Raw genomic sequence first — 21,032 nt, 5'->3', positions numbered from 1 at the left:
CGGTATTAATTAACGATCAGAGCGTGAAATCGGCCCGGCCTCCACAGAAGCCGGGCAAGGCATTAGCGAGAGATCTCAACCTTTGCTAATTTTTCATAATAGCAGGCCAGCGCGCTGTGGTCGGCACTCCCCTGTCCGTCATTACGCAACGCCTGCATCATTTCCATCACGGCCGCCGTCAGCGGCAGGTGCGCACCAAGGCTGTGCGAGGTATCCAGCGCGTTAGCCAGATCCTTGATATGTAAATCAATGCGGAAACCCGGCTTAAAGTTGCGGTCCATCACCATGGGCGCTTTGGCATCCAGCACGGTGCTGCCCGCCAGACCGCCACGAATCGCCTGATACACCAGTTCCGGACTGACGCCCGCTTTGGTCGCCAGCGACAAGGCTTCAGACATGGCGGCAATATTCAGCGCTACAATGACCTGATTTGCCAGCTTCGTCACGTTACCTGCGCCGATATCGCCGGTATGAACCACCGATCCCGCCATGGCTTTCATGATGTCGTAGCACTGGTCAAACACGGCTTTATCGCCGCCCACCATCACGGATAACGTCCCCTCAATCGCTTTGGGCTCGCCGCCGCTCACCGGCGCATCCAGCATGTGAATCTGCTTTGCTGCCAGCGCATCGTGGACTTCACGGCTCGCCAGCGGCGCAATGGAGCTCATATCGATCACAATCAGGCCCGGTTTCGCGCCATCGATAATGCCGTTTTCGCCCAGGCAAACCTCTTTCACCTGTGGGGAATTTGGCACCATGGTGATCACCACATCGCACTGTTGCGCCAGTTCTTTGGCATTCGCCGCTGTGGCCGCCCCCAGCTGCACCAGCTCGGCTTCGTTTTCTGCATTATGATCGCGTACCACCAGTGAATAACCGGCTTTCAGCAGGTTTTTACTCATTGGTTTGCCCATGATGCCCAGGCCAATAAAGCCAATTTTCATGTCGTTTCTCCTGGATGATTACTTTTTAAATTTGTCGCACAACGCCTGCGTGGCACTGCGGAAAACACCGAGATCGCTGCCAACGGCAACAAAGGTTGCGCCCCATTCGAGATAGCGACGGGCATCGGCTTCCACCGGTGCCAGAATGCCGCTGGGCTTGTTGGCGGCTTTTGCCCGCTCAAAGATGTGTTTGATGACCGTTAACACCTCCGGATGGGCCGGCTGCCCGAGATAGCCGAGTGCGGCAGAGAGATCGCCCGGCCCGACAAAAATGCCGTCCACGCCGTCAACGGCGGCGATGGCGTCAATGTTGTCGACAGCCTGCTGGGTTTCTATTTGGACCAGCACCGAAATGTTGTCGTTGATGGTGGCGTTATAATTCGGCACCGTGCCGTACATGTTGCTGCGATGGGAAACCGACACGCCGCGAATTCCGGCAGGCGGATAGCGCGTGGAGGCAACTGCACGTCTGGCTTCGTCTTCGTTCTCGACGAAGGGAACAAGGATGTTATTAAAACCAATATCCAGCAGGCGCTTAATGATGACCGGTTCATTACAGGGTGGACGCACCACCGGCGCGCTGCGGCTGCCCTTCAGCGCCATTAGCTGGGGAACAAACGTGGTGATATCGTTCGGTGCGTGCTCGCCATCCAGAACTAACCAGTCAAATCCGGCCAGCCCTAACACCTCGGTCGAAACAGGACTTGCCAGGGCGCACCAACTGCCGATCAGGGTTTCACCTGCCAGCAGGCGGCGACGGAATTCATTTGGCCAGGCTGTATTACTCATGATTTGACTCCTGTGGAACGGGCTTCCTGAAGGAAGCCCAAAAAAGTTAACGCACCAGGCACGGACGCTTGTTATCAAACGTCCACTGTGGGATCAGGAACTGCATGGCCTGAGCATCATCACGTGCGCCAAGGCCATGCTTTTGATACAGCGCGTTAGCCTGCATGACCTGGTCCATATCCAGTTCAATGCCCAGGCCCGGTGCCTGCGGCACTGCGACCATGCCGCCTTCAATCTGGAAAGGCGTTTTCGTCAGTCGTTGATTGCCTTCCTGCCAGATCCAGTGGGTATCAATAGCGGTGATCTTGCCCGGTGCGGCAGCGGCAACATGGGTGAACATCGCCAGTGAAATATCGAAATGGTTGTTGGAGTGCGAACCCCACGTCAGGCCAAACGCGTGGCACATTTGCGCCACGCGCACGGAACCCTGCATCGTCCAGAAGTGCGGATCGGCCAGTGGGATATCCACCGACTGTAATGACAACGTGTGGCCCATTTGACGCCAGTCAGTGGCGATCATATTCGTCGCCGTCGGCAGACCGGTAGCGCGCCGGAACTCGGCCATCACTTCACGCCCCGAATAGCCCTGCTCTGCGCCACAGGGATCTTCTGCATAGGCGAGGACGTTTTTAAGCTGCTTACCCAGCGTAATGGCTTCGTCAAGCGACCAGGCACCGTTGGGATCGATAGTGACGCGCGCCTGGGGGAAGCGCTTCGCGAGTGCAGTAATCGCTTCTGCCTCATCACTGCCGCTCAGCACGCCGCCTTTAAGTTTAAAATCGTTGAACCCGTATTTTTCATAGGCCGCTTCGGCCAGCCGCACCACGGCATCCGGCGTGAGCGCTTCCTGATGGCGCAGGCGATACCAGTCGCAGGTATCGTTGTCCTGATGCTGGTAGGCCAGCGAGGTCTTGTTGCGATCGCCAACGTAGAACAGATAACCCAGCATTTCGACTTTGTCGCGCTGCTGTCCGTCGCCCAATAGCGAGGCGACATTGACGCCCAGATGCTGCCCCAGCAGATCCAGCAGTGAGGCTTCGATGCCGGTGACCACGTGAATGGTGGTGCGAAGATCAAAGGTCTGATTACCTCGCCCAGCGGCATCGCGATCGGCAAAAGTGGCGCGAACCTGGCTCAGGATGTTTTTATATTCGCCAATCGTTTTGCCCACCACCAGCGCGGCAGCCTCTTCCAGGGTTTGACGAATCTTTTCGCCACCGGGGATTTCACCTACGCCAGTATGGCCTGCGTTGTCTTCAATGATAACGATATTGCGGGTGAAAAAAGGCGAATGTGCGCCGCTCAGGTTCAGTAACATGCTGTCATAGCCGGCAACCGGGATGACCTGCATGGCGGTAATTTTTGGTGTGGTATTCATCTGTTATCCCTTAAGCAGAGGCCCGGCCAAAGGCCGGCCGTTTACGGTCAAATGTCCATCCTGGTAGCAAGTACTGCATGGCTGTGGCGTCATTACGTCCGCCCGCCGGCAGTGATTTGTAGTGTTCGTTTGCCAGGCGGAGTCGTTCCCAATCCAGTTCAATGCCCAGGCCAGGCGCATCTGGCACCGTGATTTTGCCCTGACGGATCTGCAGCGGCTCTTTTGTCAGGCGTTGATCGCCCTCCTGCCAGATCCAGTGCGTATCTATGGCGGTGGGATTACCGGGCGCGGCGGCACCGACGTGGGTGAACATCGCGAGAGAAATATCAAAGTGGTTATTCGAATGGCAGCCCCAGGTTAAGCCCCATTCATCGCACAGTTGCGCGACCCGAACGGCGCCGCTCATCGTCCAGAAGTGTGGATCGGCCAGTGGGATATCGACAGCATTGAGCATCAGCGCATGGTTCATTTCACGCCAGTTGGTGGCGATCATGTTGGTGGCGACCGGTAATCCGGTCGCACGACGAAACTCGGCCATCACCTCGCGCCCTGAATAACCCTGCTCGGCGCCACAGGGATCTTCTGCATAGGTCAGAACATCCTGCATGCCCTTACAGAATCCGATCGCCTCGTCCAGCCACCACGCGCCGTTAGGATCGACGGTGATGCGCGCCTCGGGGAAGCGCTTTTTCAGCGCCTGCGCGGTGGCGATCTCCTGTTCGCCTGGCAGCACTCCGCCCTTGAGTTTGAAATCTTTGAAACCGTATTTATCCTGCGCCGCCTCGGCCAGCCGGACAACCGACTCGCTATTCAGCGCTTCCTGATGGCGCAGGTGATACCAGTCATGCTGCGCCTTCTCACCCGTCAGATAAGGCAAATCGGTTTTACGGCGATCGCCTAAGTAGAACAGGTAGCCTAAAACCGTCACCTCATCGCGCTGCTTACCCGGTCCAAGCAGTTCGGCGACCGGCACGCCCAGGCATTGTCCCAGAAGGTCCAGCAGTGCGGCTTCCAGTGCCGCGACCGCGTTGACGCGCAGCTCAAAAGTCCAGGCCCCTTTGCCAAAAGTCTCGAAATCGGCGGACTGATTCCCCTGATGAATCTTCTGCACCAGCCGGTTCATACGGGCGACCTGCTGACCGATCACCTGCGGCGCGGCCTCGACCAAGGTCTGATAGAGGGTTTCGCCCCCCGGTGCTTCACCCAGCCCGGTGTGTCCTGCACTGTCGGTCAGGATCACGATATTGCGCGTGAAGCGGGCATTGTGTGCCCCGCCAATGTTGAGCAGCATACTGTCGTAGCCAGCCACAGGGACCACCTGCATAGTCGTAATAACGGGCGTCGATTGCGTATTCATGCAGGCTCCTTAGCGTGTTTTCAGCTCAATGCGCTTGATGTTATCCACCAGCACCAGGTAGCTGAGTACGGCAACGAACGCGTGGATACCGACATAAACCAGCGCGCCGTTATAAGAACCGGTAGAGGCAATGATGTAGCCGATCGCGATGGGGGTAATAATGCCGGATGCATTACCGAACATATTGAACAGGCCGCCGCTCAGGCCGCTAATCTCTTTCGGTGCGGTGTCCGCCATCACTGCCCATCCCAGCGCGCCAATCCCTTTACCAAAGAAGGCGGTTGCCATGAACAGCACCACGACCCAGTCCGTCTCGACATAGTTACAGACCACCATGGACGTCGAGAGCAACATGCCAAGCACAATCGGGGTTTTACGGGCGATATTGAGTGAGCCGGTTTTGCGCATCAGCCAGTCAGAGATCACCCCGCCGAGCACGCCACCGATAAAGCCGCACAGCGCAGGCACCGAGGCGACAAAGCCCGCTTTAAGGATCGACATGCCCCTTGCCTGCACCAGATAAACCGGAAACCAGGTGATAAAGAAGTAGGTCAGAGCGTTGATGCAGTACTGGCCAATGTAGACACCGATCATCATGCGCGACTGCAGCAGTTGCTTGATCTGGAACCACTTATCACTGAAGCTGACTTTTTGCTTTTCGCTTTTCTGATCCATATTGATCAGCGCGCCGCCCTCCGCCATATAGTCCAGCTCCGCTTTGTTCACGCCGGGATGATCGCAGGGATCGTAAATCACTTTGAGCCAGATAAAGCTCAAAATAATGCCCAGCCCTCCCATAAACCAGAACACGTGCGCCCAGCCCACCGCGGAGGTCAACCAGCCCATGATGGGCGCGAAAATTACCGTCGCGAAGTATTGTGCGGAGTTGAAAATCGCCACGGCAGTGCCGCGCTCCTGAGCCGGAAACCAGGCTGCCACAATACGGCTGTTACCCGGGAATGAAGGGGCTTCCGCCAGCCCGACCATAAAGCGCAGCATAAACAGCGCCATGACGATGGTGTAGCCGCTGAACACGTCCACGAACCCCTGCAGCAGGGTAAACAACGACCAAAGAAAGATACTCCAGAAATAGACGCGCTTAGAACCAAAGCGATCCAACAGCCAGCCACCGGGGATTTGCCCAATGACATAGGCCCATGAAAAAGCAGAGAAGATAAACCCCATCCCCACGGGATCGAGGCCAATTTCTTTTGCCATGGCCGAACCCGCGATAGACAACGTGGCGCGGTCACCGTAGTTGAATGAGGTCACAATAAACAGCATGACCACTATCCAGTAACGCGCGTTCGTCCGTTTTTGTACCGCCTCCGTTGTCTGGTGATAACTACTCATGATGCACTCCTGAAATATAGCGAAAGCTACATTCGCTCTGACTGCATACACATCGCGTTGGGTATCAGAGAGATGTAGGTTAAACACGGCGATTTTTTTTAATGGCAAACCGATAATGCGTCGTGACGAATAACCTGATCGGGAAAACGGAAATCAGTATAGGAAGCGGGTTTGGGTGAGGCATTGGAACATCACCCTGGAATAAGGTGAATGAACGATGATTTTTTGGGCTAATGCATAAACTGCTGCGGGACGTTTCACGTTATTTGTAAAAAGTCACAATAAGCACGCCCAAACAGGCGTTGATAAGCGGCTTTGTGAGAATCTTCACTTGATTTAGTAAAAAGATAATAAAACCGCGTCATCTCTCAGCCGAATATAGGTCAATTGCACAATGTGCAGGCGGTAACACCTTCTTATACTGACGGTGGCAAATACCGAACCTGTGACACCTGACGTCTCATAATGAATGCGCCGTACCAGCAAGGCGCTACGCACTGGAAGGTGAGCGATGAACCCCATTTCAAAAGAGCAGCCGCTTTACATTAAAGTTCACGAAAACGATAACGTTGCGATTGTGGTAAACAGCCAGGGGCTGACTGCGGGCACCACGTTTAAAGATGGATTGACACTAACCGAACATGTACCGCAGGGGCATAAGGTGGCGTTGGTTGCCATTCCTCAGGGTCAGCCTGTGTTGCGCTATGGTGAAATTATTGGCCTTGCCGTTCGTGATATTGCCCAAGGCAGTTGGATCGATGAGTCACTCATTGCGCTTCCGGACGCACCGGATTTGCAGAGTTTGCCCCTGGCGAATAACGTGCCGCCTGACTTACCGCCGCTTGAAGGTTATACCTTCGAGGGCTATCGCAACGCTGACGGCAGCGTGGGCACCCGTAACCTGTTGGGCATTACCACCAGCGTTCACTGCGTGGCGGGCGTGGTGGATTATGTGGTGCAAATGATAGAGCGTGATTTGCTGCCCCGTTATCCCAATGTGGACGGCGTGGTTGCGCTAAATCATCTCTACGGCTGCGGCGTGGCAATCAACGCGCCTGCGGCGGTTATTCCTATCCGTTCCGTCCACAACCTGGCCCTTAACGCGAATTTTGGCGGGGAGATCATGGTAGTCAGTCTGGGTTGTGAAAAATTACAACCTGAGCGCTTGTTGACCGGTACGCCCGACGTGCAACCCATCTCGCTGGGTGAGGAGGATATTGTGCGTTTGCAGGATGAGAAGCTGGTGGGCTTTGGCGCCATGGTGGATGAGATCCTCCAGGTCGCAGAGCGCCATCTGAAACGGCTTAACCAGCGCCAGCGTGAAACCTGCCCTGCCTCGGAACTGGTCGTGGGCATGCAGTGCGGCGGCAGTGATGCTTTTTCTGGCGTGACGGCGAATCCCGCAGTGGGCTTTGCTTCCGACCTGCTGGTGCGCAGCGGCGCGACCGTTATGTTCTCTGAGGTCACCGAGGTGCGCGATGCCATTCACTTACTGACACCGCGCGTGATCAATCAGGAAGTGGGTCAGCGGCTGATTGAAGAGATGGCATGGTATGACCGCTACCTTGATCAAGGCAAAACCGATCGCAGCGCCAATCCCTCACCGGGCAACAAGAAAGGTGGGCTGGCAAACGTGGTGGAAAAAGCCCTGGGTTCCATTGCCAAATCAGGCCGAAGCCCGATTGTGGAGGTTCTGTCGCCCGGACAGCGTCCGACACGACGTGGACTGATTTTTGCCGCGACGCCAGCCAGCGATTTTGTGTGCGGCACGCAGCAGCTCGCCTCAGGTATCACCCTGCAGGTCTTTACCACCGGCAGAGGAACCCCGTATGGCCTGGCGGCAATCCCGGTGATAAAAATGGCTACCCGTAACGCGCTGGCCGAGCGCTGGCATGACCTGATGGACATCAATGCTGGCACGATTGCAACAGGCGAGGAAACCATTGAGCAGGTTGGCTGGCGGTTGTTTGAATTGATACTGGACATTGCCAGTGGCAGAAAGCAAACCTGGTCAGATCGCTGGGGAATTCGTAATCAGCTGGCCGTATTTAATCCCGCGCCGATAACCTGAGAAACGGGGGCGCGCAGGGCAATGACGGAACGCGCTGTACGCAGAATCCTGTTGTCGTAACACCGCTGCCGCCGGTGTAATCCGGACGGCAGCGGAACAGCATAGCAGCCTTGATCTTATCAGAGCTGCTTGCCCCACTGCTCAACCCACGGCGTGGTGACGGATTCAGGTTCTGGATGTTCCGTGGCATCAACCAGCAGAACCTCGCCCACCCGTTTAGCCTGATGCTCCTGTAACAGGGCATCAAAGCGCTTACCCGCACCGCAGAAATTCTCGTAGCTGCTGTCGCCCAAGGCAATAACGCCGTAGCGCAGCCCTGGCTGGTGGCCCAGTTTGTCCTGCACGTCATGGAACAGGCCAGAAATAGTATCCGGGAAATCGCCCTGACCGGTGGTTGATGTAATCACTAAGGCGACATCATTCGCATAGTTTTGCCATTCGGCTAACGTAGGATCTTCAAAAATCCTTACGTCATGGCCTTGCTGCTGCAATGCCGGTTCTGCTTCTTCTGCAACCAGTAATGCATTGCCATAAACGGTGCCTACAAAAATACCAATTTTCGCCATTTCTTTTCCCCTTTATTCCGTCCCGCTATCCTGACCTGAGCCAGCTATAAACTCAACCCGTGGCACATCCGGCATACAGGCCTGCCAGCCAAACTGATCCATTACCCGTTGCCAGACAAGATCAAGTCCGGCGCGAATAACCAGGGGTTCTCCCGTCACCGGGTGGCTGAGCGACAAGCTGCTGGCATGCAACATTAAACGATTTGCGCCAAAGTGTGCAGCCGCCCCCCGATTCTGACGCAAATCGCCATGGGCCGAATCGCCGATAATGGGATGGCGAAGATGAGACATATGCCGACGCAGCTGATGCTTTCGTCCGGTTTTGGGTTTGAGCTCAATCAGGCTGTAACGCGCAGTGGGATAACGACTCACTGCGACCGGCATTTCTACGGTTGCCAGTGAGGCGTAATCGGTCACCGCAGGCTGAGGCGCGCGGGGGTCGCTGACAAATTTGTCGGCAATTTTATCCAGTTCTTCGACAAGCGGATAATCCAGCCGATCGCGGCCTTCCAGCCAGCCGCGCACCACGGCATGATAGGTCTTCTCCATCTGATGATGCTCAAACTGCTGGGAAAGCAGGCGGCCCACCTCACTGGACAGGCCCATTAGCAGAACGCCCGATGTGGGGCGATCAAGCCGGTGCGCCGTGAAAACATGCTGGCCTATCTGGTCGCGTACCGTCTGCATGACAAACTGCGTTTCATGGCGATCAAGCCAGCTACGGTGGACCAGCCAACCGGCGGGTTTGTTCACCGCCACCAGCCACGCATCCTGATAAATGATCTCTAACATCAGGCAGACTCATCCTCCAGAAGGGCATCCAGCTGCTTTAACGTCAACACCAGCAGGGCACGACCGGGCTGCCCGGGCGTTAACGCCACTTCAAAATAGGGGGCGATCGCGACGTTCTTCGGCAACGGCTGCCCGGCACCAATGATGGCCTGAACGCGCGGTATCAGCACCCACTGTAACCATTCCAGCGGCTGAAGCGTATCAAGGAAGAAAGGTTGCTGGCTGGTGAACGCGTGATCGTCTGGCGCAACAGACTGCCAGAGATCGTGCTCGCGCATTATCGCTTCGACCTGTTCGAGTCGTTGCAAAATTAAGTGTTCCAGCGTCATGCTTCACCTCTGACCGGATAAAAATGGGCGGCAAGCATAACCCGCAGGCATAAAAAAAGGGAGCACTGTATTAAACAGTGCTCCCGGTTCGTTTGCAGCTTTCCCGCTACGTTAGTGCTCCCTGCTCATCCGTGACAACTTTTCCCGTGCGAATTCCATTCGCGCATCATCCTGACAAATCCTTAGCATCCAGGCCCGCCACCTCTTCTGAGGGGCTCTCATTCTCCGTCCTGGAGGTGTCCTTTAACTCAATCCAGAGTGTCCTGCTTCATCCTGAAGCCTTCCTTGTGACGTAAACTCCGTTACGTTCCGGCCTCCTGGCTACCGTCATCCTGACGGCTCCTGTTGTCCAGGACATCCTGTCCGCGAGTGATATTCTCGTCAGAAATTACTCAGAGCACAAGGTGGTAAAACGCCTTATAACGATATCTTATGAAAAGCGCTCATCAGCGCAGCTAATAAGTTAATGATTTACAATATTTTTACATCTTTCCGAAATGATCACTGCGTGAAGGATAGAGCGATCTCTCACAGAGCTTGTAAGAGATCTCTCACACCGCCGATAGCGGATATCTGCAACTAGTCACTAAGCGGTTGTAAATCATTAAGAAATGATGGGATATCAGGTGCCAGCGTCTGGCGATGTTTGCGCCCTGGGGTTTCGAGAATGACATGTCCGCTCAGGTTACAGAGCGAGATAATGTTTTCTTCGGAATCCGTTGTCGCGATAAACAGCGTCGGCGCCTGCTTCAGCCGGCGCTGCATCACTAAATGACCAATCAGATTTTCCTGCAGTCGGACAAAATCCTCTTCGCTCCAGACCTGCAGAAGCGTTAACCTGATTTGGTCGTGAGTGGCGCGCATGTCTCCCGCGAACTGGTGGGTATAAAATGCGGTAATCTGCGGCTGGAGCTGGATATCCAGCGCGCGTTCAACGGCATCCAGAGACGGCGGCAGGCTAAAGGGCTGCGGTTGCCACAGCGCCCGCTCGCCACGATTTTCAATCAGGCAGGGTGAAGGAACGCCATAAAGATCGCTACTGGCCGGTGCATGGCCATTATTCTGCTGCCAGTGCAGACAGTATCGGGTGGTAAAATCAGTTAACGCTTCAGCCGTTTGCTGCATCATTCAAATTCTCACTTCTGATAGGTTACACTTACTCACTTTGATGACCTCAGTGGTAACCGTTATGTCTTCTTATCAGCCGGATCCGGCGCTCAGCAACCTGACGCTTGGCAAGCCCACAGCTTATCACGATCGCTATGACAACAGCTTATTACAGGCCGTTCCGCGCAGCATGAACCGCGAACCACTCGGCCTTTATCCTGATAACCTGCCTTTTACCGGAGGCGATATCTGGACGCTATATGAACTCTCCTGGCTCAACAGCAAAGGCGTTCCGCAGGTGGCGGTTGGCGAAGTGGTGCTGGACGCCCACAGTCGTAATCTTATCGAGTCCAAGAGTTTCAAACTCTATCTTAACAGCTTTAACCAGACGCGGTTCGCAGACTGGGGCGAGGTGCGCCAGACGCTGGAGCAGGATCTGCGTGTCTGTGCCGAAGGCGAGGTGCGCGTCGCGCTGTTTCGGTTGAATGAAATTGAAGGTCAACCTGTGGGACACTTTGCAGGCTACTGCATAGATGAGCAGGATATCGAAATTGAAGATTATGCCTTTAATGCCGATTATCTGATTGACGCAGCCGGTGAGGAACAGGTGGAAGAAACGCTGGTCAGTCACCTGCTGAAGTCCAACTGTCTGATCACGAATCAGCCTGACTGGGGCTCGGTGATGATTCGCTATAAGGGCCCACGGCTCGATCGCGAAGCGCTGCTGCGCTACATCATTTCATTTCGTCAACATAATGAGTTTCATGAACAGTGCGTTGAGCGTATCTTCAATGACCTGATGCGTTTTTGTCAGCCCGAACAGCTCACCGTTTACGCGCGCTATACGCGTCGGGGCGGACTGGATATTAATCCATGGCGCAGTAATGTGCCCTTTACGCCGGGTCATTCTCGTCTGGTTCGTCAGTAGTTTGCGAGGTATTTCTCAGGCTGCCGGTCAACTATAGCGTTCCACTTGAGTCAGCCCTGCCGACAAGGCTACTCTGGGCAAGGCGGCATACAGTGGATTGCCAACCAGGGATTTTCGTCACTGCATTTGCAGTGTCAGCCATCACCCCAGCGGGTGCAAAGGAGTTCATTTGATTACACATGTCAGCCCTCTTGGCTCTATGGATCTGCTCTCCCAACTGGAAGTAGATATGCTGAAGCGCACAGCCAGCAGCGATTTATATCAACTTTTCCGTAACTGCTCGCTCGCCGTGCTCAATTCTGGCAGCCAGACTGACAGCAGCCACGAGCTCCTGTCCCGCTTTGAGAACTTCGATATTAACGTGCTGCGCCGCGAGCGCGGTATCAAGCTTGAACTGATCAATCCCCCCGAAGAGGCCTTTGTTGACGGCCATATTATTCGTTCACTGCAGGCTAACCTGTTTGCCGTGCTGCGCGATATCCTGTTTGTTAACGGCCAGTTAGCCAGTTCCGGCCGGTTACCCTGCGCAGAAGACAACGACTCGGTCATGATTACCAACACCGTGTTTTCTATTCTGCGTAATGCCCGGGCATTACACGTGGGCGAATATCCCAATACCGTTGTCTGTTGGGGCGGCCACTCGATTAACGCGGTGGAATACCAGTACTGTCGTAACGTCGGTACGCAGTTGGGCCTGCGTGAACTGAATATTTGTACCGGCTGTGGCCCGGGCGTGATGGAAGCGCCCATGAAGGGGGCGGCGGTAGGCCATGCACAGCAACGCTACCGCGACAGCCGCTTTATCGGTTTAACCGAGCCGTCGATTATCGCGGCTGAACCGCCTAACCCGCTGGTGAACGAACTGATCATCATGCCGGACATCGAAAAACGTCTGGAAGCCTTTGTACGCATTGCACATGGCATCATTATTTTCCCTGGCGGCGTGGGGACGGCAGAGGAGTTTCTTTACCTGCTGGGCATTCTGATGAATCCGCAAAATGAGCATCAGGTTCTGCCGCTCATTCTAACCGGGCCGAAAGAAAGCGCCGACTATTTCCGTGTGCTGGATGACTTTATTGTCAGCACGCTCGGGGAGCAGGCACGTAAGCATTATCAGATCATTATTGATGATGCCGCCGAGGTGGCCCGCCTGATGAGAAAAGCGATGCCGCAGGTGAAAGAACACCGCCGCGAAACGGGTGATGCCTACAGCTTTAACTGGTCTATCCGCATCGCGCAGGATTTGCAGGTGCCCTTTATGCCAACGCATGAAAATATGGCCAATCTCAATCTCTACACTAACCAGCCGCCGGAAAAACTGGCAGCCGACCTGCGCCGGGCGTTCTCGGGCATTGTGGCAGGTAACGTTAAAGAGATGGGCATCCGTGAGATCCGGGAAAAAGGCCCTTATAAACTGCACGGTGATGCCGACATCATGCACCGCATGGATGAACTGCTACAGGGCTTTGTGGCGCAGCAGCGTATGAAACTGCCAGGTACTGCCTATATCCCGTGCTACGAAATCATTAAGTAAATCAGGAGGCAGCCGCCGGGCTGCCCGTACCTTATGTCACATCACTTACTTATTGTTGATGCACTCAATCTCATTCGCCGCCTTCACGCCGTTCAAGGCTCTCCCTGTGTGGACGGCTGCGTGGCGGCATTGCGCCAGCTTCTCGGCCACACGCGTCCTTCTCACGTTGTGGCCGTGTTTGACGGGGAAGCGCGCCATCAGGGATGGCGGCATCAGCTGCTGCCCGACTATAAAAGCGGTCGCCCGCCCATGCCGGAAGATTTGCAGGCTGAAATGCCCGCTTTGCAGGCGGCGTTTCGGGCCGTGGGCGTGAGCTGCTGGATTGCCGAACAGGATGAAGCCGACGATCTGGCGGCCACGCTGGCGGTAAAAATGGCGCGGGCGGGCCATCAGGCCACTATCGTTTCCACCGACAAAGGCTACTGTCAGCTACTGGCACCGGACATTCGCATCCGCGATTATTTTCAGAAGCGCTGGCTGGATTTGCCGTTTATTGAAACGGAGTTTGGCGTTGCGCCCACTGTGCTGCCCGACTACTGGGGATTATGCGGCATCAGCAGCAGTAAAATCCCGGGTATCGCGGGCATCGGCCCCAAAAGCGCCCGGGAACTGCTGCAGCAGTTTGGCTCACTGGAATCGCTTTACCAACAGTTGGATCAGGTCCCCACCAAATGGCGCAATAAACTGCAGACAGGGCAAGAGATGGCGTTCATCAGCCGCGACGTCGCCCGGCTGAAACAGGATTTGGTGCTGGAAGGAAATCTGAATTTACTGCGTTACAGCGGTGACTAGCATCGTCAACCGATCGGGCGCCATCGCGCCCGATCGGTTCGATTAGCGCTCGTCGCGACGGCCACCGACCGCGGCCCAGATACGACGAATATGCACCGTTACTTCTTCACGATCGTGGTAGAGCTGGCGTGCGCGAATTTGCGCATTAATGCCCTTTTCCGTGAGGCGCTGCTCGATCATGGCCAGATTCTGCGTGACTTCTTCATACCGCTTCTTCATGGGCAGCTTCAGGTTGAAAATGGCCTCACGACACCAGCCATTCACCAGCCAGTCCGCCATCAGATTGGCCACGCGAGCCGGTTTTTCCACCATGTCGCAGACCAGCCAGCTGATATTGGTGCGCGGTGGGCGGAAGCGGAAACCGTCTTCGCGTTCGTGAAAGACCTGTCCGGTATCCATCAGACTCGGTGCCATGGGGCCGTTATCCACGGCGTAGACCATCATGCTGCGCTGTACCAGCTGATACGTCCAGCCGCCAGGGCAGGCGCCCAGATCCACCGCATACATGCCGCTGGCTAACCGCTCATCCCACTCGTCGGCGGGCACAAAAACGTGGAAAGCCTCTTCCAGCTTAAGCGTTGAACGGCTTGGCGCATCAGAGGGAAACTTAAGACGCGGAATGCCCATATAAAAGGGGGAATTGTTTTCTGGCAGCGAATAGCCCACGTAACAGGTACCGGGAGCAATAAAGAACACGTGCACGACCGGGCGTTTTGGGCTCTCGTAATTAAGCAGAATTTTGCTCTCACGCAGGCTGGCACGTAGGGGAACGGTAAACTTGCGGCAGAATTTGGTGAGCTCTTTTGCTTCATTGGTGTCAGGCACCTCAACACGCAGCTCGCCGCCTTTCTCGACCACACCGCTCAACATGCCAACGATCGGCGAAATACGATCGTCCTGAGGCAAGTCACGCAGCAGCTCGCCGACAACCAGCATCTGGCGGGCGAAAATCAGGGTTTCAAATGGCAGTTCCCGAATCAGCCTTTCCGCATCGGGCTGCTGATAGCATTCAAACAGCACATAACCGGCATCTTCTTTTACCCGTGGAAAGCCGTAGACGTTACGCTCTGCGGCTTTCGCACTAATCTCTGCCGCACACTCTTTTTCAAAGCCGGAGCGGCAATACAGTAAAACTTTATTCATGGCGTTCTGCCTTGGTTTTAAGACGCAGTGCGCCAATCAACATCAATAGCCAGCCGACGAGGAAGAACAGGCCTCCGACTGGCGTGATAAATACAAAAAACGTTAAATGCGACAGCGCCAGTGAATAGAGGCTGCCGCTAAATAATACGGTTCCCAGCGCCATAGACGCACTGCTCCAGTAAAACCAGATGTTACAGCGATACAGCATTGCCGCACCCAGCCCCAGTACAGCCAGCGTATGGTAAGCCTGATATTCCAGCCCGGTGTGAATCCAGGCCATTTCAGTGGCTCCCAGCGTTTTGTTCAACACGTGAGCACCAAAAGCACCAAATGCCACCAGGAAAAAGCCGCTGATGGCCGCAAAAATAAACATGGCACGTCTGGACATCAATCTATCCTCAAGGTGCGTTTGCAGGTCCCTGCAAAAAAATCAAAAAGTTACTGATCATAACGAAAGCGGAATTTTTCTTGTTCGGTTGCCGCTTTAGCGAGGATCCACTGTCGAAAGGCGGCTATTTTACCCAGTTCTGCCTGGCTGTCATGACAAACCAGATAAAAAGCATTTTTGCTCACTAAAACGTCATTAAACGGACAAATCAACCGCCCCGCTTCGATTTCGCTCTGCGCCATAACGTTATTGGCCAATGCCACGCCCTGACCATGAATCGCCGCCTGCAACACCATGGCGCTGTGACTGAAGATGGGGCCCTGTTGAACGTTGATATGCTGAACGCCGAGCTGACGAATATAGGATTGCCAGTCACGACGCGACGCATCATGCAGCAGAGTAAAGCGAGCAAGATCCATAGGGGTTTTAAGCGGATTTTCCCCGGTCATCAACGCCGGAGAACAGACCGGCAGCAGGTATTCTGCGTAGAGTTTTTCCACCCGTAAGCCAGGCCAGTTGCCCCGACCATAGAAAATCGCCACGTCCACATCGTCGGCCAGTTTCTCCTCATCGCGGTCAACGGCCTGGATACGGACATCGATTCCCGGATAAGCCAGATTAAAGCTGGAGAGGCGCGGCACGAGCCATTGAATGGCAAAACTCGGCAGTAAACTGACCGTGAGCGCGCCTTTGGCACTGCGTGCCTGCAGCTTGCGCGTGGCTTCATTCAGGGCAGAGAAGATTTCTTTAATGTCCAGATAGTAGCTTTGCCCCTCTTCCGTGAGCAAAAGCGAACGATTCCTCCGCCTGAACAGCTTTAATCCCAGAAAATCTTCCAGTGATTTGATCTGATGGCTGACGGCAGCCTGGGTGACAAACAGCTCTTCAGCCGCTTTGGTAAAGCTTAAATGGCGTGCTGCGGCATCGAAAACCCGCAGTGCATTAAGGGGAGGAAGACGTTTTGACATGGTTATCCATAGCCAGCCTGGCAAAAAATACGCGAACTAATACAAAGGCTTTACGTATTAGAATTTATAATCCGAGACATTATAAATTGTCCGTTGATGAAGCTCCAGCAAATACCTATAGTTGCGCTACTTCCTGAGCCGGAACGAAAAGTTTTTAGATTTGTGAGTGAGTTCGCAGATTTTCTGAAAGCTTTTGGCTTGTGGTCGTGATGTTGTGTTTGCAATTTTGGTCTGACCTTTACAGATCAAGCTTTTTTAATTCCTGTAGATTTACCCTGTCTGTCCATTGTGATATTGAGTAGCACCGCAAATTGCGGTGCTTTTTTTATGGGCTGATTACTTCATTTCAACCATTTCTTTCACATCTGAACGGTTAATCTGCTGCTCATTGCCATTCGCATCTTTATAGCTGATCATACCGGTGTCAGTATCGACCTTTGGTTTGCCTTCAGCGACGATAGTGCGTCCATCATTGGTATGCATCACGTAGTTGCTTGAACAGGCAGCCAGGGTAAAGGCCATTGTACAAATGGCCAGCATTGCGGCGAGTTTTTTCATCTTCTATCTCCTTGCAGATTGATTGCACCAAACCCCCCGCGTTACGCTGACCAAAGAAACGGTCAAGTGCGATCGACTGTAAGTAGGTCGTCTCGCCATGCGGGTTAAGTTTATACCTTGCAATACTCAGCATAACCCGCTTTTCCAGCTTTGCCAGACAGACAGCCATCTTTCAGCCTGGACCTGAAAATTAACAACCTGTGAGCCACGTATGAGCGCCTTCAACCCTTCTTCATTTCGTCAGCAGTTTCCTGCGCTAAACGATGCCGGTGTCTATCTTGACAGTGCCGCCACCATGCTGAAACCGCAGACGGTGATAGACGCGACGCAGCAATTCTACAGCCTGAGCGCTGGCACCGTTCACCGGAGCCAGTTTGCTGCTGCCCGCCAGTTAACGGAGCAGTACGAACAGGCGCGTAGCATGGTGGCACACTGGCTGAATGCCGCCAGCGATCGCCAGATCGTATGGACGCGCGGCACCACTGATGCGATAAACCTGGTGGCGCATGGCTGGTTAGCGCCGCGTTTACAACCTGGCGATGAGATAATTGTCAGTGAGGCAGAACATCATGCGAATCTGGTGCCCTGGCTGATGGTTGCGCAGGCCAGCGGCGCGCGGGTGGTGAAATGGCCGATTGGTGCCGATCGCCTGCCGGATATCTCACTGCTGCCTGCGCTGATTAACAACCGGACCCGGCTGCTGGCGGTCGGGCAGATGTCTAACGTGACCGGCGGCTGTCCCGATTTAGCGCAGGCCATTGCGCTGGCCCACGCAGCAGGCGCAAAAGTCATGGTGGATGGCGCTCAGGGCGTGGTGCATTGCCCACCGGATGTGCAGGCGCTGGATATTGATTTTTATGCTTTTTCCGGCCACAAGCTCTATGGGCCAATGGGCATTGGCGTGCTGTACGGAAAAGCGGAACAGCTGGAAGAGATGGTTCCCTTACAGGGCGGCGGAAAGATGCTGACACAGGTCGATTTTACCGGCTTTACGCCGCAGCCCGTTCCCTGGCGTTTCGAGGCGGGCACACCCAACGTTGCTGGCGTTACCGGGTTAAGCGCCGCGCTCGGCTGGCTGAAGCAGTTGGATATGCGCAAAGCCGAGATGTGGAGCCAGCAGCTTGCCAGCCTGGCCGAGGAGCAACTGGCTGAACTGCCCGGCTTTCGTAGCTTCCGCTGTGGCAGTGCCAGCCTGCTGGCCTTCGACATTCAGGGCATTCATCACAGCGACATCGTGACGCTTCTGGCCGAGCACGGTATCGCCCTGCGGGCGGGTCAGCATTGCGCTCAGCCATTGATGGCGGCATTGGGCGTTGACGGCACGCTGCGCGTTTCGTTTGCACCTTATAATAATCTTCAGGATGTCGATGCCCTGCTGCGCGCCATGCGCAGCGCCATCGATCTGTTATCGGAGTTTTAATAATGAACGCACCGCTGTTAGCGCCTCACCCGTTCGGCGCTGAAATCACCACGGCTGATTTACAGGCTACCTTCTCCCGCTTTCATCAGTGGGAAGATCGCTACCGGCAGCTGATTTTACTGGGACGGCAGTTACCCGGGTTGCCTGACGCGTTAAAAACAGCGGATATCGAACTGAGCGGCTGCGAAAACCGCGTCTGGTTCGGCAGTCAACTGGGAGAGAAGGGTACCCTGCACTTCTATGGAGACAGCGAAGGTCGTATCGTGCGCGGTCTGCTGGCCGTGTTGCTAACCGCCGTTGAAGGCAAGACGCCAGCTCAGTTGCTGGCGTCCGATCCGCTCGATCTGTTTGAGGCGCTGGGCCTGCGCGCTCAGCTTAGCGCATCACGCAGCAGTGGCCTGAAAGCGCTGGCTGACGCCGTGCGGCAGAGTGCCCAACGGTATCAGGGTTAAGCCTGGCGCGCCGCGCGCGCCAGAAACTTCTTCAGGGCATGGGATACCGCAACAAAGCCGAAGGTGGCCGTCACCATCGTTGCCGCGCCAAACCCGGATTCGCAGTCCATTCTTTTCGGCCCTTCTGCCGTACTGCGTGAGGCGCAAACCGTGCCATCCGCCTGCGGATAAACCAGCGCCTCAGTAGAAAATACGCAGTCAATGCCCAGCTTGCCTTTGCTGTTCTTCACGACACCAAACTGTTTAAGGCGCTCGCGCAGTTTGGCCGCAAGCGGATCCTGGATCGTTTTGGCTAAATCGGTGACCTGAATTTGTGTCGGATCGATCTGGCCGCCTGCGCCACCGGTAGTGACCAGCGGGATCTTGTTGCGCCGACACCAGGCAATCAGCGCGGCTTTGGGCCGCACGCTATCAATGGCATCAATCACGTAATCGATATCGCCCGTCAGCAGGGTCGCCGTGTTTTCCGGCGTAATAAAATCATCAATGCACACCACTTCACAATCAGGATTAATGGCGCGCAGGCGATCCGCCATGACTTCCGTCTTGGCTTTACCCACGTTGCCATGGATCGCATGTATCTGACGATTGGTATTGGTGATGCAGACATCGTCCATATCGATCAGGGTAATCCTGCCAATACCGGTGCGTACCAATGCCTCTGCAGCCCAGGAACCTACGCCACCAATCCCAATAACGCAGAAATGCGCATCCGCAAACCGCTGCAGAGCCTGCTGGCCATAAAGACGTGCCGTGCCACCAAAGCGCTGGTGCCAGGCATCGTTTAACACTTTCATAGTCAAACCTGTTACAGAGTGCGGGCCAGAACGCCCGCCACATCAAAAATTAGTTAGCACCCAACAACAGGGTGCCGTTGTTGCCGCCCTGCGCATTGCTGAACAGCGGCTGACCGGCGCCAGGGGCAGATTTAAGCACCCATACGCGTCCATAATGGTTATAGAAACCGGCAAGATGAGCGGCATCCGGGCCCACGCCCTGATAAATGTCGAAGTGCTGGCCTTTGATGGCACCGCCAACATCCAGCGCCACCATCATTCGCATCTCATATTTACCGTTAAATTTCCCTTTTTCATTTAACTGCGGCACTTCTGCCAGCAACACCGTTCCGGCAGGAATCAGTGAGCGGTCTGATGCCACAGAAGCTTTCGCCACCAAAGGTACAGCGCTGGCACCGCGCACCGGCACATAGTCTTCAGGTTTGAAAAACACAAATGAAGGGTTGGTTTCTAACAGCGCACGCACTTCCTGCGGAGAATGCTCCTCAGCCCACTGGCGAATCGCCTGCATGGACATGTCTTCTCGCTTCACTTCGCCACGATCGATCAGCTCTTTACCGATGCTATGATAGCCCCAGCCGTTTTTTCCGCCATAACCAAAAAAGCGCATTGGACGCCCGTCGCCAAAATCAACGTAGCCGCTCCCCTGTACGTCCATAATAAAGTTATCGATGAGTGAATTACTCCAGGCAATCACATAGCGATCGTCCAACCCACCACTATATATAGAAGCACGGCTTGGCAGCTTTTGTCCGCGCTTACGTGGCGGCATCCGGTAAATGGGATACTGGAACTCACCCTGACGGGTGTAACGTGCCTCAACGACTGGCGTGTAGTACCCGGTGAACTGCACGTTGCCGTAATTGTCTGTGCCTTCCATCTGAAACGCGTCCAGACCAAACTGGCGCAGCTGGCGCGTATCGCCGCCGGCTATCAGCCAGTTTTCTACCGCACTGTAAGTACTGTTGTTACGGAGAAACAGGCCAGAGGAGGCAGACTGAATCTGCCGGACCTGTTCACCAAAGTCCCGGCCGTTAACCGGGCGGCCTTTAGCGTTAGGTTGATTGACCAGCGCAAGGGGCTGATCCAGTTTGCCGTCTTTATATTGCTGACCCCGATCGGTTGGCTTACCGCTACAGCCAGCCAGCAGCGCTAAAAATGCGCCAGTAAGTGCGTACTTCGCCCAACGTCCTTTCATCTTCATCTCTTTTTATAACTGTTCGCCACGCGACGATAGCAAAGCCGTCATCAGAATGAAATCCATCCTGTTTCGTCATAACGGATATCGGCGCAATAAATCACCAAATGGAGGAATCCTTCATCAATTAACAGCAAATTTAGCCTTTTAGGGCAAAAAGGGGTT

At 54.9% G+C, this 21,032-nt stretch carries 21 protein-coding genes; 6 read left to right on the top strand and 15 right to left on the bottom strand.

The genetic code is table 11. From position 1 onward, the window contains the following. Positions 1-62: 62 nt before the first annotated feature. Genes garR through QLG08_RS13530 form a run of 5 tightly spaced genes read right to left on the bottom strand, consistent with a single transcriptional unit; the run spans position 63 to position 5,824 of the window. A complete protein-coding gene (garR, locus tag QLG08_RS13550) occupies positions 63-947 on the bottom strand; it encodes a 2-hydroxy-3-oxopropionate reductase (protein ID WP_145033480.1) in 885 nt (294 codons plus the stop codon). Positions 948-965: 18 nt separating this feature from the next. After that, positions 966-1,736 carry a 2-dehydro-3-deoxyglucarate aldolase gene (gene garL, locus QLG08_RS13545; RefSeq protein WP_019104734.1) on the bottom strand — a complete coding sequence of 257 codons (771 nt, stop codon included), beginning with the start codon at positions 1,734-1,736 and terminating at the stop codon, positions 966-968. Between the two features lie 46 nt (positions 1,737-1,782). Continuing rightward, entirely contained in the window at positions 1,783-3,114 is a 1,332-nt protein-coding gene (gene gudD, locus QLG08_RS13540; protein WP_024471447.1) for a glucarate dehydratase, read from the bottom strand. Between the two features lie 10 nt (positions 3,115-3,124). After that, positions 3,125-4,471, bottom strand: coding sequence for an enolase C-terminal domain-like protein (locus QLG08_RS13535; RefSeq protein ID WP_013026956.1), 1,347 nt, complete (start codon positions 4,469-4,471; stop codon positions 3,125-3,127). A gap of 9 nt (positions 4,472-4,480) precedes the next feature. Continuing rightward, positions 4,481-5,824, bottom strand: coding sequence for an MFS transporter (locus QLG08_RS13530; protein ID WP_014594458.1), 1,344 nt, complete (start codon positions 5,822-5,824; stop codon positions 4,481-4,483). Between the two features lie 511 nt (positions 5,825-6,335). Between QLG08_RS13530 and garD the strand changes: the two genes are divergently transcribed. Further along, positions 6,336-7,895 (top strand): galactarate dehydratase, encoded by a 1,560-nt coding sequence (garD, locus tag QLG08_RS13525; RefSeq protein ID WP_019104736.1) that lies wholly within the window; start codon positions 6,336-6,338, stop codon positions 7,893-7,895. 119 nt (positions 7,896-8,014) lie between these two features. Here the strand turns inward: garD and QLG08_RS13520 are convergent, their stop codons facing one another. From QLG08_RS13520 to syd, 4 genes are all read right to left on the bottom strand, one after another. Continuing rightward, positions 8,015-8,461 carry a flavodoxin gene (locus QLG08_RS13520; protein WP_019104737.1) on the bottom strand — a complete coding sequence of 149 codons (447 nt, stop codon included), beginning with the start codon at positions 8,459-8,461 and terminating at the stop codon, positions 8,015-8,017. 12 nt (positions 8,462-8,473) lie between these two features. After that, the gene (gene truC / locus QLG08_RS13515) at positions 8,474-9,253 is read right to left on the bottom strand and encodes a tRNA pseudouridine(65) synthase TruC (RefSeq protein ID WP_019104738.1); all 780 of its coding nucleotides are present in this window, start codon (positions 9,251-9,253) and stop codon (positions 8,474-8,476) included. Next, a complete protein-coding gene (locus tag QLG08_RS13510; RefSeq protein ID WP_013026961.1) occupies positions 9,253-9,582 on the bottom strand; it encodes a YqcC family protein in 330 nt (109 codons plus the stop codon). The genes truC and QLG08_RS13510 overlap by 1 nt, the downstream gene beginning before the upstream one ends. 579 nt (positions 9,583-10,161) lie before the next feature. Further along, a complete protein-coding gene (syd, locus tag QLG08_RS13505; protein WP_042677904.1) occupies positions 10,162-10,710 on the bottom strand; it encodes a SecY-interacting protein in 549 nt (182 codons plus the stop codon). 61 nt (positions 10,711-10,771) lie between these two features. Here syd and queF point away from each other — a divergent pair, with 61 nt between their 5' ends. From queF to xni, 3 genes are all read left to right on the top strand, one after another. After that, positions 10,772-11,617: an NADPH-dependent 7-cyano-7-deazaguanine reductase QueF gene (gene queF / locus QLG08_RS13500; protein WP_072138264.1), complete on the top strand. Its 846-nt coding sequence runs from the start codon at positions 10,772-10,774 to the stop codon at positions 11,615-11,617. A gap of 169 nt (positions 11,618-11,786) precedes the next feature. Beyond that, positions 11,787-13,151 carry a nucleotide 5'-monophosphate nucleosidase PpnN gene (gene ppnN, locus QLG08_RS13495; protein WP_014605152.1) on the top strand — a complete coding sequence of 455 codons (1,365 nt, stop codon included), beginning with the start codon at positions 11,787-11,789 and terminating at the stop codon, positions 13,149-13,151. Positions 13,152-13,184: 33 nt separating this feature from the next. Beyond that, entirely contained in the window at positions 13,185-13,943 is a 759-nt protein-coding gene (gene xni / locus QLG08_RS13490) for a flap endonuclease Xni (RefSeq protein WP_014605151.1), read from the top strand. Positions 13,944-13,985: 42 nt separating this feature from the next. On the opposite strand, the gene rlmM is transcribed toward xni, so the two are convergent. The 4 genes from rlmM to QLG08_RS13470 all read right to left on the bottom strand — a co-directional run bounded on the left by rlmM (position 13,986) and on the right by QLG08_RS13470 (position 17,000). Further along, positions 13,986-15,086, bottom strand: a complete 1,101-nt coding sequence (rlmM, locus tag QLG08_RS13485; RefSeq protein WP_029569102.1) for a 23S rRNA (cytidine(2498)-2'-O)-methyltransferase RlmM — start codon at positions 15,084-15,086, stop codon at positions 13,986-13,988. Further along, positions 15,079-15,474, bottom strand: coding sequence for a DUF423 domain-containing protein (locus QLG08_RS13480; protein WP_014605150.1), 396 nt, complete (start codon positions 15,472-15,474; stop codon positions 15,079-15,081). Before QLG08_RS13480 ends, rlmM begins: the two co-directional genes overlap by 8 nt. Positions 15,475-15,524: 50 nt before the next feature. Beyond that, a complete protein-coding gene (locus QLG08_RS13475) occupies positions 15,525-16,442 on the bottom strand; it encodes a transcriptional regulator GcvA (protein ID WP_014594466.1) in 918 nt (305 codons plus the stop codon). 336 nt (positions 16,443-16,778) lie between these two features. Further along, complete coding sequence (locus QLG08_RS13470) at positions 16,779-17,000, bottom strand: YgdI/YgdR family lipoprotein (RefSeq protein ID WP_013026969.1); 222 nt, start codon at positions 16,998-17,000, stop codon at positions 16,779-16,781. Positions 17,001-17,211: 211 nt separating this feature from the next. On the opposite strand from QLG08_RS13470, the gene csdA reads away from it, so the two are divergent. Further along, entirely contained in the window at positions 17,212-18,420 is a 1,209-nt protein-coding gene (gene csdA, locus QLG08_RS13465; RefSeq protein WP_105091895.1) for a cysteine desulfurase CsdA, read from the top strand. A 2-nt stretch (positions 18,421-18,422) separates the two neighbouring features. Then, the gene (gene csdE / locus QLG08_RS13460) at positions 18,423-18,872 is read left to right on the top strand and encodes a cysteine desulfurase sulfur acceptor subunit CsdE (RefSeq protein WP_013026971.1); all 450 of its coding nucleotides are present in this window, start codon (positions 18,423-18,425) and stop codon (positions 18,870-18,872) included. Here csdE and tcdA read toward each other — a convergent pair. Together tcdA and mltA are read right to left on the bottom strand one after the other, a co-directional pair. Further along, positions 18,869-19,669, bottom strand: coding sequence for a tRNA cyclic N6-threonylcarbamoyladenosine(37) synthase TcdA (gene tcdA / locus QLG08_RS13455; protein ID WP_014594469.1), 801 nt, complete (start codon positions 19,667-19,669; stop codon positions 18,869-18,871). The two genes, csdE and tcdA, sit on opposite strands and share 4 nt — an antisense overlap. 49 nt (positions 19,670-19,718) lie before the next feature. Further along, positions 19,719-20,867 (bottom strand): murein transglycosylase A, encoded by a 1,149-nt coding sequence (gene mltA / locus QLG08_RS13450; protein WP_019104743.1) that lies wholly within the window; start codon positions 20,865-20,867, stop codon positions 19,719-19,721. Positions 20,868-21,032: the final 165 nt, after the last annotated feature.

Origin of the sequence: Pantoea sp. V106_11 (assembly GCF_029967885.1) — a bacterium.
In the GTDB taxonomy this organism is placed as follows: domain Bacteria; phylum Pseudomonadota; class Gammaproteobacteria; order Enterobacterales; family Enterobacteriaceae; genus Pantoea; species Pantoea ananatis.
This window is presented reverse-complemented; position numbering and strand designations above follow the sequence as displayed.